17 protein-coding genes are annotated in these 14,272 nt (G+C 53.5%); all 17 read left to right on the forward strand.

Annotation, left to right across the window (positions count from 1 at the left end):
• Positions 1 to 11 precede the first annotated feature (11 nt).
• The 17 genes from rpmF to thiK all read left to right on the forward strand — a co-directional run bounded on the left by rpmF (position 12) and on the right by thiK (position 14,265).
• Complete coding sequence (gene rpmF / locus HV318_RS00215) at positions 12 to 185, forward strand: 50S ribosomal protein L32 (protein WP_003857964.1); 174 nt, start codon at positions 12 to 14, stop codon at positions 183 to 185.
• A gap of 79 nt (positions 186 to 264) precedes the next feature.
• Positions 265 to 1,299, forward strand: coding sequence for a phosphate acyltransferase PlsX (gene plsX / locus HV318_RS00220; RefSeq protein ID WP_182274491.1), 1,035 nt, complete (start codon positions 265 to 267; stop codon positions 1,297 to 1,299).
• Positions 1,300 to 1,305: 6 nt separating this feature from the next.
• On the forward strand, positions 1,306 to 2,259 hold the full coding sequence (locus HV318_RS00225; RefSeq protein ID WP_182271024.1) for a beta-ketoacyl-ACP synthase III: 954 nt from the start codon (positions 1,306 to 1,308) through the stop codon (positions 2,257 to 2,259).
• A gap of 15 nt (positions 2,260 to 2,274) precedes the next feature.
• A complete protein-coding gene (gene fabD, locus HV318_RS00230; RefSeq protein ID WP_182271025.1) occupies positions 2,275 to 3,204 on the forward strand; it encodes an ACP S-malonyltransferase in 930 nt (309 codons plus the stop codon).
• A gap of 12 nt (positions 3,205 to 3,216) precedes the next feature.
• Positions 3,217 to 3,951, forward strand: coding sequence for a 3-oxoacyl-ACP reductase FabG (fabG, locus tag HV318_RS00235; protein ID WP_182271026.1), 735 nt, complete (start codon positions 3,217 to 3,219; stop codon positions 3,949 to 3,951).
• A 154-nt stretch (positions 3,952 to 4,105) separates the two neighbouring features.
• Positions 4,106 to 4,342: an acyl carrier protein gene (gene acpP, locus HV318_RS00240; RefSeq protein WP_003857954.1), complete on the forward strand. Its 237-nt coding sequence runs from the start codon at positions 4,106 to 4,108 to the stop codon at positions 4,340 to 4,342.
• 92 nt (positions 4,343 to 4,434) lie between these two features.
• Positions 4,435 to 5,676: a beta-ketoacyl-ACP synthase II gene (gene fabF, locus HV318_RS00245; protein ID WP_182271027.1), complete on the forward strand. Its 1,242-nt coding sequence runs from the start codon at positions 4,435 to 4,437 to the stop codon at positions 5,674 to 5,676.
• A gap of 121 nt (positions 5,677 to 5,797) precedes the next feature.
• Positions 5,798 to 6,607, forward strand: coding sequence for an aminodeoxychorismate lyase (pabC, locus tag HV318_RS00250; protein ID WP_182271028.1), 810 nt, complete (start codon positions 5,798 to 5,800; stop codon positions 6,605 to 6,607).
• Between the two features lie 2 nt (positions 6,608 to 6,609).
• Complete coding sequence (gene yceG / locus HV318_RS00255) at positions 6,610 to 7,632, forward strand: cell division protein YceG (RefSeq protein WP_182271029.1); 1,023 nt, start codon at positions 6,610 to 6,612, stop codon at positions 7,630 to 7,632.
• Complete coding sequence (gene tmk / locus HV318_RS00260; protein WP_182271030.1) at positions 7,622 to 8,263, forward strand: dTMP kinase; 642 nt, start codon at positions 7,622 to 7,624, stop codon at positions 8,261 to 8,263. Before yceG ends, tmk begins: the two co-directional genes overlap by 11 nt.
• Positions 8,260 to 9,264, forward strand: coding sequence for a DNA polymerase III subunit delta' (gene holB / locus HV318_RS00265; protein WP_182271031.1), 1,005 nt, complete (start codon positions 8,260 to 8,262; stop codon positions 9,262 to 9,264). The genes tmk and holB overlap by 4 nt, the downstream gene beginning before the upstream one ends.
• 10 nt (positions 9,265 to 9,274) lie before the next feature.
• Positions 9,275 to 10,069 (forward strand): metal-dependent hydrolase, encoded by a 795-nt coding sequence (locus HV318_RS00270; RefSeq protein WP_182271032.1) that lies wholly within the window; start codon positions 9,275 to 9,277, stop codon positions 10,067 to 10,069.
• A gap of 299 nt (positions 10,070 to 10,368) precedes the next feature.
• On the forward strand, positions 10,369 to 11,802 hold the full coding sequence (gene ptsG, locus HV318_RS00275) for a PTS glucose transporter subunit IIBC (RefSeq protein ID WP_182271033.1): 1,434 nt from the start codon (positions 10,369 to 10,371) through the stop codon (positions 11,800 to 11,802).
• Positions 11,803 to 12,066: 264 nt separating this feature from the next.
• The gene (hinT, locus tag HV318_RS00280; protein ID WP_182271034.1) at positions 12,067 to 12,426 is read left to right on the forward strand and encodes a purine nucleoside phosphoramidase; all 360 of its coding nucleotides are present in this window, start codon (positions 12,067 to 12,069) and stop codon (positions 12,424 to 12,426) included.
• A gap of 1 nt (position 12,427) precedes the next feature.
• Positions 12,428 to 12,802 carry a YcfL family putative periplasmic lipoprotein gene (locus HV318_RS00285; RefSeq protein ID WP_182271035.1) on the forward strand — a complete coding sequence of 125 codons (375 nt, stop codon included), beginning with the start codon at positions 12,428 to 12,430 and terminating at the stop codon, positions 12,800 to 12,802.
• A gap of 10 nt (positions 12,803 to 12,812) precedes the next feature.
• Positions 12,813 to 13,460, forward strand: coding sequence for a penicillin-binding protein activator LpoB (gene lpoB / locus HV318_RS00290; RefSeq protein WP_182271036.1), 648 nt, complete (start codon positions 12,813 to 12,815; stop codon positions 13,458 to 13,460).
• Positions 13,441 to 14,265 (forward strand): thiamine kinase, encoded by an 825-nt coding sequence (thiK, locus tag HV318_RS00295; RefSeq protein WP_182271037.1) that lies wholly within the window; start codon positions 13,441 to 13,443, stop codon positions 14,263 to 14,265. The genes lpoB and thiK overlap by 20 nt, the downstream gene beginning before the upstream one ends.
• The last annotated feature ends 7 nt before the right edge of the window (positions 14,266 to 14,272 follow it).

Consider the following 14,272-nt stretch of genomic DNA (forward strand, 5'->3'; position numbering starts at 1 on the left):
GAGTAAGGTCCATGGCCGTACAACAGAATAAACCAACCCGTTCCAAACGTGGCATGCGTCGTTCCCATGACGCGCTGACTGCAGTTACCAGCCTGTCTGTAGACAAGACTTCTGGTGAAAAACACCTGCGTCACCACATCACTGCTGACGGTTTCTACCGCGGCCGCAAGGTTATCACTAAGTAATCACGCGCAAGCGTGATGAAGCTTAGTGAGGATTTCCCCAGGTCACTGGGGAAACACCAAACCAGGCAGTGACGATACCTTGACACGTCTAACCCTGGCGTTAGATGTCATGGGGGGAGATTTTGGCCCTTCTGTGACAGTGCCTGCAGCATTGCAGGCACTGAATTCTAATTCGCAACTCACACTTCTTTTAGTCGGTAACCCCGACACAATCACGCCATTACTTGCAAAAGCTGACTTCGAACAACGTTCGCGTCTGCAGATTATTCCTGCGCAGTCAGTTATTGCCAGTGATGCCCGGCCATCGCAAGCGATTCGCAATAGCCGTGGCAGCTCCATGCGAATAGCACTGGAGCTGGTGAAAGAAGGGCGAGCGCAGGCTTGCGTCAGTGCGGGAAATACCGGCGCGCTGATGGGGCTATCGAAATTATTGCTCAAACCTATTGAGGGCATTGAGCGCCCGGCGCTGGTGACGGTGTTACCGCACCAGCAAAAGGGCAAAACGGTGGTGCTCGATCTGGGTGCTAACGTCGATTGTGATAGTACAATGCTGGTTCAGTTCGCCGTGATGGGGTCGGTGCTGGCAGAAGATGTGGTCGGGATTAAAAACCCCCGCGTTGCGTTGCTGAATATTGGTGAAGAAGAGACCAAAGGCCTGGATAGTATTCGTGATGCTGCCGAATTACTTAAACAGGTTCCTTCCATCAACTATATTGGTTATCTCGAAGCCAATGAGTTGCTGACGGGTAAAACGGATGTATTAGTGTGTGATGGCTTCACCGGAAACGTAACGCTGAAGACCATGGAAGGGGTCGTTCGGATGTTTCTTTCTCTGCTGAAAACCCAGGGAGAAGGTAAAAAAAGGTCCTGGTGGCTGATTTTATTAAAGCGTTGGTTACAAAAAAGCCTGACGCGGCGATTCAGTCACCTCAACCCCGACCAGTATAATGGCGCCTGTCTGTTAGGATTGCGCGGCATCGTGATTAAGAGTCATGGAGCCGCCAATCAGCGAGCATTTTCCGTCGCGATTGAACAGGCAGTGCAGGCGGTGCAGCGACAAGTCCCTCAGCGGATTGCCGCTCGCCTGGGATCTGTATTAGCTAAAAGTGACTGAGCGTACATGTATACGAAGATTATTGGTACCGGCAGCTATCTGCCAAAACAAGTGCGAACCAACGCCGATCTGGAAAAAATGGTAGATACGTCTGACGAGTGGATTGTCACGCGCACAGGTATCCGTGAGCGTCGTATCGCCGCGCCAGATGAAACCGTTGCGACTATGGGCTACGAAGCGGCACAGCGTGCGCTCGAGATGGCCGGCATCGATAAAGAACAAATTGGTTTGATCGTGGTTGCCACGACGTCCGCCACGCATGCTTTCCCAAGCGCGGCATGCCAGGTGCAGAACATGCTCGGCATTAAAGGTTGCCCGGCGTTTGATGTTGCTGCTGCATGTGCAGGTTTCACCTATGCACTGAGCGTTGCCGATCAGTATGTCAAATCTGGCGCAGTAAAGTATGCGCTGGTGATCGGTGCTGACGTGCTGGCACGTACCTGCGATCCAACCGATCGTGGTACGATCATTATTTTTGGTGATGGTGCAGGCGCAGTGTTGCTGGGCCAGTCCGAAGATCCGGGCATCATCTCCACGCATTTGCATGCCGATGGTAGCTACGGCGAGCTGTTGACACTGCCTAACGCCGATCGCGTTAATCCGGAGAACTCAATCCACCTGACAATGGCAGGTAATGAGGTATTCAAGGTGGCGGTGACCGAACTTGCACATATTGTCGATGAAACGCTGGAAGCGAATCACCTTGAACGCTCTGCGCTCGACTGGCTGGTACCGCATCAGGCGAACCTGCGTATCATCACTGCGACCGCTAAAAAGCTGGGCATGCCGATGGATAACGTTGTCGTGACGCTGGATCGCCACGGCAACACCTCTGCGGCGTCGGTACCGTGTGCATTTGACGAAGCGGTACGCGATGGACGAATCAAACGGGGCCAGTTGGTCTTGCTTGAAGCCTTCGGTGGTGGATTCACCTGGGGTTCCGCGCTGGTTCGTTTCTAGAATAAGGATTAAAAAATGACGCAATTTGCTTTTGTGTTCCCGGGCCAGGGCTCTCAAACCGTTGGGATGTTGTCTGAAATGGCAGCAAACTATCCGGTAATCGAAGAAACTTTCCGTGAAGCTTCCGATGCGCTGGGTTATGATCTGTGGTCGTTGACCCAGCAGGGCCCAGCCGAAGAGCTGAACAAAACCTGGCAGACTCAGCCAGCACTGCTGACCGCATCCGTTGCGCTGTGGCGTGCATGGCAGCAGCAGGGCGGTAAAACGCCAGCGCTGCTCGCGGGTCACAGCCTGGGTGAATACTCTGCGCTGGTATGTGCAGGTGTGATCGCCTTTGCTGATGCAGTACGTCTGGTCGAACTGCGTGGTAAATTCATGCAGGAAGCGGTGCCAGAAGGAACGGGTGGCATGTCTGCCATCATCGGTCTGGATGATGCCTCTATTGCGAAAGCATGTGAAGAATCAGCCGAAGGCCAGGTGGTTTCTCCGGTTAACTTCAACTCGCCGGGCCAGGTGGTTATCGCGGGCCATAAAGAAGCGGTTGAACGTGCAGGTGCCGCCTGTAAAGCTGCAGGTGCGAAGCGTGCTCTGCCGCTGCCAGTGAGCGTTCCATCTCATTGCGCGCTGATGAAACCAGCAGCCGACAAACTGGCCATTGAGCTGGAAAAAATTGTCTTTAACGCACCGACGATTTCCGTTGTGAACAACGTCGATGTGAAATGCGAAACCGCGCCGGAAGCTATCCGTAACGCGCTGGTTCGCCAGCTTTATAGCCCGGTACAGTGGACCAAAACCGTTGAGTTTATGGCGTCACAGGGCGTTGAGCATCTGTATGAAGTTGGCCCAGGTAAAGTCCTCACCGGTCTGACAAAACGTATTGTTGACACCCTGACTGCCTCGGCGATTAACGAGCCGGAAGCGATGTCAGCGGCACTCTCGCAATAAAAGAGGAATACCATGAGTTTTGAAGGAAAAATCGCACTGGTCACCGGCGCAAGCCGTGGTATCGGGCGTGCAATTGCTGAAACACTGGTTGCGCGCGGCGCGAAAGTGATTGGTACAGCGACCAGCGAGAATGGCGCTAAAGCCATCAGCGAATATCTGGGTGCGAACGGTAAAGGTCTGGTACTGAATGTGACTGAACCTGCATCTATCGAATCTGTTCTGGAAAATATTCGCGCAGAGTTTGGCGAAGTGGACATTCTGGTAAATAATGCCGGGATCACGCGCGACAACCTGTTGATGCGAATGAAAGACGACGAGTGGAACGATATTATCGAAACCAATCTGTCATCTGTATTCCGTCTGTCAAAAGCGGTAATGCGCGCTATGATGAAAAAGCGTCATGGTCGTATTATCACTGTTGGTTCTGTGGTTGGTACCATGGGAAATGCTGGTCAGGCTAACTACGCTGCGGCGAAAGCGGGTCTGATCGGTTTCAGTAAGTCGCTGGCGCGTGAAGTCGCGTCACGCGGTATTACTGTAAACGTTGTTGCTCCGGGCTTTATTGAAACGGACATGACGCGTGCGCTGACCGATGATCAGCGTGCGGGTACGTTGGCGGCAGTTCCGGCGGGTCGTCTTGGCGACCCTAAAGAAATCGCCAGCGCGGTTGCATTTTTAGCCTCTGACGAAGCGGGTTACATCACTGGTGAAACCCTCCACGTCAACGGCGGAATGTACATGGTTTAATCACGATCGAAAATATTTGCGTTATTAGGGCGAATGGCCTCAAAATAACGTAAAATCGTGGTAAGACCTGCCGGGATTTAGTTGCAAATTTTTCAACATTTTATACACTACGAAAACCATCGCGAAAGCGAGTTTTGATAGGAAATTTAAGAGTATGAGCACTATCGAAGAACGCGTTAAGAAAATTATTGGCGAACAGCTGGGCGTTAAGCAGGAAGAAGTTGTGAACTCCGCTTCCTTCGTTGAAGACCTGGGCGCAGATTCTCTTGACACCGTTGAGCTGGTAATGGCTCTGGAAGAAGAGTTTGATACTGAGATTCCGGACGAAGAAGCTGAGAAAATCACCACCGTTCAGGCTGCCATTGATTACATCAACGGTCACCAGGCGTAAGTGAACATCTCCAGGCGGTCATTCGACCGCCTGAGTTTTATCTTTTTTAGTCCCACGAATCTCTTTTTTTTATCCCTCCCTGGAGGACAAACGTGTCTAAGCGTCGTGTAGTTGTGACCGGACTTGGCATGTTGTCTCCTGTCGGCAATACCGTAGAGTCCACCTGGAAAGCTCTCCTTGCCGGTCAGAGCGGCATCAGCCTAATCGACCATTTCGATACTAGCGCCTATGCAACGAAATTTGCTGGCTTAGTAAAGGATTTTAACTGTGAAGAGATAATCTCGCGCAAAGAACAGCGCAAGATGGATGCCTTCATTCAATATGGAATTGTCGCTGGCGTTCAGGCCATGCAGGATTCTGGTCTTGAAATTACGGAAGAGAACGCAACCCGTATCGGTGCCGCTATCGGCTCCGGGATTGGCGGTCTTGGCCTGATCGAGGAAAACCATACATCTCTGATGAATGGTGGCCCGCGTAAGATCAGCCCGTTCTTCGTTCCGTCCACGATTGTTAACATGGTGGCAGGTCACCTGACCATCATGTTCGGCCTGCGTGGGCCAAGCATTTCTATCGCTACCGCATGTACGTCTGGCGTACATAACATCGGCCAGGCCGCGCGTATCATTGCGTACGGCGATGCAGATGCTATGGTTGCAGGCGGTGCGGAAAAAGCCAGTACCCCGCTGGGTGTAGGTGGCTTTGGTGCGGCGCGTGCGCTGTCTACCCGTAACGATAACCCTCAGGCGGCGAGCCGTCCGTGGGATAAAGACCGTGATGGTTTCGTGCTGGGTGACGGTGCGGGCATGATCGTGCTGGAAGAGTACGAGCACGCGAAAAAACGCGGTGCGAAAATTTATGCTGAAATCGTTGGCTTTGGTATGAGCAGTGATGCCTACCACATGACGTCACCACCAGAAAATGGTGCCGGTGCCGCGCTGGCAATGGCAAATGCGATTCGCGATGCGGGTATTACCCCTGCGCAGATCGGCTACGTTAACGCGCACGGTACGTCTACTCCTGCGGGCGATAAAGCAGAAACTCAGGCCGTTAAGTCTATCTTCGGCGAATCTGCCCACCGCGTACTGGTGAGCTCGACGAAATCCATGACCGGTCACCTGTTGGGTGCGGCGGGTGCAGTAGAGTCTATCTACTCTATCCTGGCGCTGCGCGATCAGGCTGTACCGCCAACCATCAACCTGGATAACCCGGATGAAGGTTGTGACCTGGATTTCGTACCGCACGAAGCGCGTCAGGTTAGTGGCATGGAGTACACGCTGTGTAACTCCTTCGGCTTTGGCGGCACCAACGGCTCTCTGATCTTCAAAAAGATTTGAGTCTGACTGCCCGATGGCTATCAAAAAAGGTCCGCTTGTCGGACCTTTTTTATTAGGTCTTTTCTTCTTGTCGGGTGTACGACATCCTGCCAGACTGAACCCCCACGCATAAGGAGCCACCATGTTTTTAATCAATGGCCTTGAGCTAGATTCTCTGCCTGCCAGCGACAGAGCAACTCAGTTTGGTGATGGCTGCTTTACGACGGCGCGCATTCTTGACGGGGATGTATGCCTGCTTGATGCGCATATCCGCCGCCTGCAAAATGCCTGTGAAACCTTGCTGATCCCATTTACACAGTGGGATACGCTGCGGCACGAAATGTGCCAGCTGGCGTCAGGGAAGGGCAGCGGGGTACTCAAAGTGATTATCAGTCGCGGCAGCGGGGGGCGGGGCTATAGTGGAGCCCGTTGCGAACATCCGACACGGATCCTGTCGGTTTCCGCGTACCCTGCCCATTACGAACGCTGGTGTAAAGAGGGCGTTACCCTGACGCTTAGCCCGGTACGTCTGGGGCGAAACCCAATGCTTGCCGGTATTAAACACCTCAACCGCCTGGAACAGGTGCTTATCCGTACTCATCTTGAGCAGACGGACGCTGATGAGGCGCTGGTTCTTGACAGCGAAGGGTTCATTACGGAATGCTGTGCGGCTAATTTACTCTGGCGGCAGGGTCGTGATGTTTTCACGCCTTCACTGGAGCAGGCCGGTGTGAACGGCATCATGCGTCAGTTTTGCTTACAGCACCTGGCACACTCGGGCTTTCGTGTTGTCGAAGTGAGTGCGAGGGAAGAGGCGCTGCAGAAAGCTGATGAAATGATTATCTGCAATGCGCTGATGCCTGTTGTGCCCGTACGCGCTTATGGCCAACTCCACCTGCCATCGCGCGAGCTGTTTCAGTTTTTAGCCCCGATATGTGAGCAAACCAGATAGTCATGAAGAAAATGTTGCGCTTTGTTCTCCTCCTTGTCGTTACGCTGGGTATTGCTGGCGGAGCAGGAGTGTGGAAGGTTCGCCAACTGGCGGACAGTAAAATCCTGATTAAAGACGAGATGATTTTTACCCTTAAAGCGGGTACCGGGCGGCAGGCGCTGGGTGAGCAGCTTTATGGCGATAAGATCATTAACCGCCCGCGCGTATTCCAGTGGTTACTGCGTGTTGAACCTGCGCTGTCCCACTTCAAAGCCGGGACTTATCGCTTCACCCCGGGAATGACCGTCAGGGAGATGCTGCTGTTGCTGGAAAGTGGCAAAGAGGCACAGTTCCCGCTGCGTTTTGTTGAAGGTATGCGCCTGAGCGATTACCTCAAACAACTGCGCGATGCTCCGTATATTAAGCATACCCTGAAAGATGACCGCTACCAGACGGTGGCTGAGGTACTGAAATTCGAACATCCTGAGTGGGTAGAAGGCTGGTTCTGGCCAGATACCTGGATGTATACGGCAGGTACCACTGATGTTGCCATTCTGAAGCGGGCGCACAAAAAAATGGTCGCGGCGGTCGGGGCGGCCTGGGAAGGGCGCATCGATGGGTTGCCGTATAAAGATCAAAATCAGTTTGTTACGATGGCCTCGATCATCGAGAAAGAGACGGCCGTTGCCGCAGAGCGCGACCAGGTGGCGTCGGTCTTTATCAACCGTTTGCGCATCGGCATGCGCCTGCAAACCGACCCTACCGTGATTTACGGCATGGGAGAGGGTTATAACGGTAAGATATCCAGAAAAGATCTGGAGACACCAACGGCGTATAATACTTACGTGATTAGTGGTTTACCGCCGGGCCCGATTGCGACCCCGAGCGAAGCATCGCTTCAGGCTGCCGCGCACCCGGCAAAAACACCGTATCTCTATTTTGTGGCTGATGGAAAAGGTGGTCATACCTTTAACACCAACCTTGCCAGCCATAATCGCTCTGTTCAGGACTATCTGAAGGCACTTAAGGAAAAAAATGCGCAGTAAATACATTGTCATTGAGGGACTCGAAGGGGCAGGTAAAACCACCGCCCGCAACGTGGTCGTTGAGACGCTGAAATCGAATGGTATTGCGGATATGGTGTTCACCCGTGAGCCGGGCGGCACGCAGCTGGCTGAAAAACTGCGTAGTCTGGTGCTGGATATCAAATCCGTAGGCGACGAAGTTATCACCGACAAAGCCGAAGTGCTGATGTTCTATGCTGCGCGTGTGCAGCTGGTGGAGACAGTGATCAAACCCGCGCTGACCGAAGGTAAGTGGGTCATTGGCGATCGCCACGATCTGTCTACCCAGGCTTATCAGGGGGGGGGGCGCGGTATTGACCAGACGATGCTCGCAACGCTGCGTGATGTGGTGCTCGGTGATTTCCGCCCCGATCTGACGCTCTATCTGGACGTAACGCCGGAAGTGGGGCTGAAGCGCGCACGTGCGCGTGGTGAACTGGATCGCATTGAGCAAGAGTCATTCGATTTCTTTAACCGTACTCGTGCGCGTTATCTTGAACTGGCCGGACAGGACAGCACAATTCGTACCATTGATGCAACGCAATCCCTTGAGGTTGTCACTCGTTCCATTCAGGAAACCGTCGCGCAATGGCTACAGGAACAACAGGCATGAAATGGTATCCGTGGTTGCGCCCGCACTTTGAACAGCTGGTCAACAGCTATCAGGGCGGTCGGGGGCATCATGCGTTACTGATTCAGGCATTGCCGGGTATGGGCGATGATGCGTTGATTTACGCCATCACCCGTTTTCTGATGTGCCAACAGCCGGAAGGACACAAAAGCTGTGGCAAATGCCGTGGCTGCCAGCTGATGCAGGCCGGTACACATCCTGACTATTACACACTTGAACCTGAGAAAGGTAAAAGTACGCTCGGTATTGACGCTGTGCGTGAAGTTAGCGAAAAATTGTACGAACACGCGCGACTCAACGGGGCAAAAGTCATCTGGCTGAAAGATGCGGCACTGCTTACCGAAGCAGCCGCTAACGCACTGTTGAAAACGCTGGAAGAACCGCCGGAAAAAACCTGGTTCTTCCTGTCATGCCGTGAGCCGGGCAGATTGCTGGCCACGCTACGCAGCCGCTGTCGCCTTCATCACCTCGCAGTGCCTCAGGAATCGTGGGCGCTTAGCTGGCTGGAACGGGAAGTGACAACGTCACAAGACGTGGCGCTCTCTGCACTACGCCTGTGCGGTGGCGCACCGGCTGCAGCTCTGGCGATGCTGCAACCGGATGTCTGGTCACAGCGTGAGGCGCTCTGCCAGGCTGTCGAATCTTCACTGAATAGCCGCGACTGGTTGAGCCTGCTGCCTGTACTTAATAGCGATCAGGTTACCGAGCGTCTGCACTGGCTGGCCTCCTTACTCCTTGATGCGCTCAAGATCCAGCAAGGGGCGACGTTGTTGACTAACCCTGATGCCTGGCCGCTGGTGAACACCCTGGCGAACGGTCTGTCAGGCACGTCCCTGCGCGCTATCCTCCATGACGTTTGTCAGAGCCGCGAACAACTTTTGGCCGTCACGGGTCTCAATCGAGAGCTTTTACTGACCGACCAGTTACTGCGTATTGAACATTACCTGCAACCGGGCGTGATACCGCCCGTTTCCCATCTCTGAGAGAGACATTATGTTTTTAGTCGACTCACACTGCCATCTCGATGGCCTGGATTATCAATCCCTGCATAAAAACGTGGACGATGTGCTGGCAAAAGCCGCTGCCCGTGATGTGAAATTTTGCCTGGCTGTAGCAACGACGCTACCGGGTTACCGCACCATGCGTGAGCTGGTGGGCGTTCGCGATAACGTCGTGTTCTCCTGCGGTGTACATCCGCTGAATCAGGATGAAGAGTACGACGTTGAAGAGTTACGTCGTCTGGCTGCGGAAGAGGGCGTGGTGGCGCTGGGGGAGACCGGGCTGGATTATTATTACACGCCGGAAACAAAACCACGCCAGCAGGAATCGTTCCGTCACCACATTCGCATTGGTCGCGAGCTGAACAAGCCAGTTATTGTCCATACCCGTGATGCGCGTGCGGATACGCTGGCGATCCTCAGGGAAGAAAAAGTGACGGATTGCGGTGGCGTACTACACTGTTTCACAGAGGACAGAGAAACGGCGGGTAAGCTGCTTGATTTGGGGTTTTATATCTCGTTTTCGGGGATCGTTACGTTCCGCAACGCAGAACAACTGCGTGATGCCGCGCGTTATGTTCCTCTCGATCGTATTCTGGTGGAGACAGACTCTCCTTACCTGGCACCGGTACCGCACCGCGGTAAAGAAAACCAGCCAGCCATGACGAGAGATGTGGCTGAGTATATGGCCGTTCTGAAGGGGGTTAGCATCGATGAGCTGGCTCGCACCACAACGGAAAACTTCGCAACGCTGTTCCACATTGATCCCGCCCGCCTGCAATCTGTTTGATACACCTGTTTTTTTTAGGCTCGTAATTAATAAACAAAGCGAGTAAAGTTCACCGCCTCATTTGGGGCGGTGATGGTGTTTTTAGACACATCCAGAAATGCTTTTTGTAAATGTCTGAAAGTTTTTTGGCCGCCTTAAGCTGAAACGTGATAGCCGTCAAACAAACTCAGAGGGATTTATTTTACTCTGTGTAATAAATAAAGGGCGCTTAGATGTCCCGTCCACGGCACGGTACTCCCCCCGGGCCAATGCGTGAAAGCGTAAAAAAAAAGCACAAATACTCAGGAGCACTCTCAATTATGTTTAAGAATGCATTTGCTAACCTGCAAAAGGTCGGTAAATCGCTGATGCTACCAGTATCCGTACTGCCTATCGCAGGTATTCTGCTGGGTGTCGGTTCTGCTAACTTCAGCTGGCTGCCAGCCGTAGTTTCTCATGTGATGGCCGAAGCAGGCGGCTCAGTTTTTGCTAACATGCCGCTGATCTTCGCTATCGGTGTTGCTCTGGGCTTCACCAATAACGACGGTGTATCTGCTCTGGCTTCAGTGGTTGCCTACGGCATCATGGTGAAAACTATGGCTGTGGTTGCGCCGCTGGTTCTGCATTTACCTGCTGAAGAGATCGCAGCGAAACACCTGGCAGACACCGGTGTTCTGGGCGGTATCATCTCCGGTGCGATTGCAGCGTATATGTTCAACCGATTCTATCGCATCAAGCTGCCTGAGTATCTGGGCTTCTTCGCGGGCAAGCGTTTTGTTCCGATCATTTCTGGTCTGGCCGCGATTATTCTGGGCGTGCTCTTGTCCTTCATCTGGCCTCCAATTGGTTCTGCGATCCAGGCATTCTCCCAGTGGGCTGCTTACCAGAACCCGGTTGTGGCGTTCGGTATCTACGGCTTCGTTGAACGCTGCCTGGTACCATTCGGTCTGCACCACATCTGGAACGTTCCATTCCAGATGCAGATTGGTGAATTCACCAACGCCGCAGGTCAGGTGTTCCACGGTGATATCCCACGTTATATGGCAGGTGACCCAACTGCAGGCAAACTGTCTGGTGGCTTCCTGTTCAAAATGTACGGTCTGCCAGCCGCTGCAATTGCAATTTGGCACTCTGCTAAACCAGAGAACCGTGCAAAAGTGGGCGGTATCATGATCTCCGCAGCGTTGACCTCGTTCCTGACCGGTATCACCGAGCCGATCGAGTTCTCCTTCATGTTCGTTGCGCCGATCCTGTACGTTATCCACGCAGTTCTGGCAGGTCTGGCATTCCCAATCTGTATTCTGCTGGGTATGCGTGACGGTACGTCCTTCTCTCACGGCCTGATCGACTTCATCGTTCTGTCCGGTAACAGCAGCAAACTGTGGCTGTTCCCAGTGGTTGGTGCGTGCTACGCCGTTCTGTACTACACCATCTTCCGTGTGCTGATCAAAGCACTGGACCTGAAAACACCAGGTCGTGAAGATGCGTCAGAAGACAGCAAAGCTGGCGTGACCAGCGAAATGGCTCCGGCTCTGGTTGCCGCGTTCGGTGGTAAAGAAAACATCACTAACCTGGACGCGTGTATCACTCGTCTGCGTGTGAGTGTTGCCGACGTTGCGAAAGTAGACCAGCCTGGTCTGAAAAAACTGGGCGCAGCGGGCGTCGTAGTGGCTGGTTCTGGTGTTCAGGCAATCTTCGGTACGAAATCCGATAACCTGAAAACCGAAATGGATGAATACATCCGCAGCAACTAAGTTGTGATCTGGGGAGACTAAGGCAGCCGAATGGCTGCCTTTTTTATATGTGGAGCGGATGAAACGCCACCGTAAAAAATGAAACAGGTGTCTGAGTGGTTACTCTCCAGCCAGCTGGTCAGCAATAAGGAAAGAAATCGAGGGAGAAGGTTGAAAGGGCAGGAGAAATTCGCTCATACTCTTGAGTTATGTCACACAGTAATACAGACATTGTGTGTTAACAGCGGACGCACCACGCCAGATTAAACAAAAAAGGAACAGGTCATGGCTGAAGAAACTATTTTCAGTAAAATTATCCGCCGCGAAATCCCGTCGGATATCGTCTATCAGGACGAGCTGGTGACGGCTTTCCGGGACATTTCACCTCAGGCACCGACACATATCCTTATTATTCCAAATATTCTGATTCCGACCATGAATGACGTAAAAACCGAGCATGAAGTGGCATTAGGCCGTATGCTGACGGTGGCCGCGAAAATTGCTGAGCAGGAAGGGATTGCGGAAGACGGTTACCGTCTGATCATGAACTGTAATCGCCACGGTGGTCAGGAAGTTTATCATATTCATATGCATCTGCTGGGTGGTCGTCCCCTGGGGCCGATGCTGGCACACAAAGGTCTTTGACATGTTAAGAGGGCGTATTGTGGCGCTGGTAATGACAATGGTGATGGTCGGGTGCAGCGCGCGTCCGGCGATCCCGGTCAGTGATGAACAGACGCTGGTGATGGAATCTTCCGTGCTTGCTGCGGGTATCACGGCAGAGCAACCCGCGTTGACCATCAGTGAAATTCAGTCTTCTGCTTCCTCTACGCTCTTCAACGAAAGACATGAGCCGGTAACGGTGCACTACCGTTTTTACTGGTATGACGTAAGAGGCCTTGAAATGCACCCGCTTGAGGTGACGCGCAGCGTCACCATTCCGGCAAGGTCGTCAGTCACGCTTTATGGCAGTGCCAACTCTCTGGGTGCGCATAAGGTGCGGCTTTATCTTTATTTGTAAGGGGTGAACCTTGATTAAAAATATGAGCCGTTATGCGCTCGTGACCGCTTTTGCACTCTTCCTTGCAGGGTGTGTGACGCGAACGGAACAACCTGCTCCTGTGGAAGAGGCCAAACCAGGCACAGAGCAGCCGACACAACCAACGGAGCCGCAGCCAACCGTGCCGTCTGTACCGAGCATTCCGGCACAGCCAGGCCCGATTGAACATCAGGATCAAACGTCCCAGCCTGCACCACGCGTGCGTCACTATGACTGGAACGGCGCGATGCAGCCGATGGTAGGCAAAATGCTGCAGGCGCAAGGCGTCACGCCGGGAAGCGTACTGCTGGTGGACAGCGTGAATAACCGTACTAACGGTTCCCTGAACGCGGGTGAAGCGACGGAAACGCTGCGCAATGCCCTGGCAAATAACGGTAAATTTACGCTGGTCTCCGCGCAACAGCTGGCAGTTGCCAAACAGCAACTGGGCCTGTCTCCACAGGATAGCCTCGGTTCGCGTAGCAAGGCGATTGGTATCGCCCGTAACGTTGGCGCTCAGTATGTGCTCTACTCAAACGCCTCCGGTAACGTGAATACGCCAGCGCTGCAGATGCAGCTGATGCTGGTTCAGACAGGCGAAATTATCTGGTCAGGTAAAGGTGCCGTTACGCAACAATAACTGCACGCGTGAAGATGTTCTGACGCGTTATTTCCCTCAGTATCGCCTTATCGCGCCGCAGGCCCATTCCGGGCTTGGCGGCGCGAGTTGCATTATTGAGCAAGACTCTCATCGGCTGGTTTTGCGCCAGCATCATGATGCTTCCGCTCCTGCCTCCCACTTTCGTCGACAGTATCGCGCGTTGAGGCGTCTTCCGGTGGATCTCGTGCCGCAGCCGTGTTTTTTTATGCAGGGCTGGATGGCCGTGGAATATCTTGCGGGAGAGATCAAAAGCGAGCTGCCGGATCCCCCCACGCTTGCGGCTATGTTGTATCATCTGCACAGCCAGCCGCGTCTGGGGTGGCGAGTCACGCTGGCACCACTGCTTGAACAATACTGGCAGCAGGCTTTACCCGGCAGACGAACGCCTTTCTGGCTGGCTGAGCTTAAACGGCTGCGTAAAGCGGGAGAGCCACAGCCGCTACGGTTGGTACCATTGCATATGGATGTCCACGCCGGGAATATCGTTCATACGTCAGCAGGGGCCAGGCTTATCGACTGGGAATATGCCGGAGACGGGGATGTGGCACTGGAGCTGGCAGCAGTGTGGGCGGAAGAGGATACCGCGCGACAAACGCTCATCAGCGACTATGCCCGGATTGCCCACCTGGATGCCACAATTCTGGCTCATCAGGTCAGGCGCTGGCGGCCGTGGGTATTGATGCTGATGGCAGGCTGGTTCGAAGTCCGCCTGCGGCAGTCAGGTGACAAACAATTTATTACGCTGGCAGATGACGTCTGGCGTCAGTTACAAACTAAAGGATAAGAGAGGT

This window comes from Enterobacter sp. RHBSTW-00901 (assembly GCF_014103115.1).
In the GTDB taxonomy this organism is placed as follows: domain Bacteria; phylum Pseudomonadota; class Gammaproteobacteria; order Enterobacterales; family Enterobacteriaceae; genus Enterobacter; species Enterobacter cloacae_P.

What these genes read in the sequence shown, in the direction of transcription:
- yceG (WP_182271029.1), top strand. Translation starts at nt 6,610, where the DNA reads ATGAAGAAAATGTTGCGCTTTGTTCTCCTCCTTGTCGTTACGCTGGGT.
- acpP (WP_003857954.1), top strand. Translation starts at nt 4,106, where the DNA reads ATGAGCACTATCGAAGAACGCGTTAAGAAAATTATTGGCGAACAGCTG.
- holB (WP_182271031.1), top strand. Translation starts at nt 8,260, where the DNA reads ATGAAATGGTATCCGTGGTTGCGCCCGCACTTTGAACAGCTGGTCAAC.
- ptsG (WP_182271033.1), top strand. Translation starts at nt 10,369, where the DNA reads ATGTTTAAGAATGCATTTGCTAACCTGCAAAAGGTCGGTAAATCGCTG.
- HV318_RS00270 (WP_182271032.1), top strand. Translation starts at nt 9,275, where the DNA reads ATGTTTTTAGTCGACTCACACTGCCATCTCGATGGCCTGGATTATCAA.
- tmk (WP_182271030.1), top strand. Translation starts at nt 7,622, where the DNA reads ATGCGCAGTAAATACATTGTCATTGAGGGACTCGAAGGGGCAGGTAAA.
- HV318_RS00225 (WP_182271024.1), top strand. Translation starts at nt 1,306, where the DNA reads ATGTATACGAAGATTATTGGTACCGGCAGCTATCTGCCAAAACAAGTG.
- hinT (WP_182271034.1), top strand. Translation starts at nt 12,067, where the DNA reads ATGGCTGAAGAAACTATTTTCAGTAAAATTATCCGCCGCGAAATCCCG.
- HV318_RS00285 (WP_182271035.1), top strand. Translation starts at nt 12,428, where the DNA reads ATGTTAAGAGGGCGTATTGTGGCGCTGGTAATGACAATGGTGATGGTC.
- fabG (WP_182271026.1), top strand. Translation starts at nt 3,217, where the DNA reads ATGAGTTTTGAAGGAAAAATCGCACTGGTCACCGGCGCAAGCCGTGGT.
- pabC (WP_182271028.1), top strand. Translation starts at nt 5,798, where the DNA reads ATGTTTTTAATCAATGGCCTTGAGCTAGATTCTCTGCCTGCCAGCGAC.
- rpmF (WP_003857964.1), top strand. Translation starts at nt 12, where the DNA reads ATGGCCGTACAACAGAATAAACCAACCCGTTCCAAACGTGGCATGCGT.
- fabD (WP_182271025.1), top strand. Translation starts at nt 2,275, where the DNA reads ATGACGCAATTTGCTTTTGTGTTCCCGGGCCAGGGCTCTCAAACCGTT.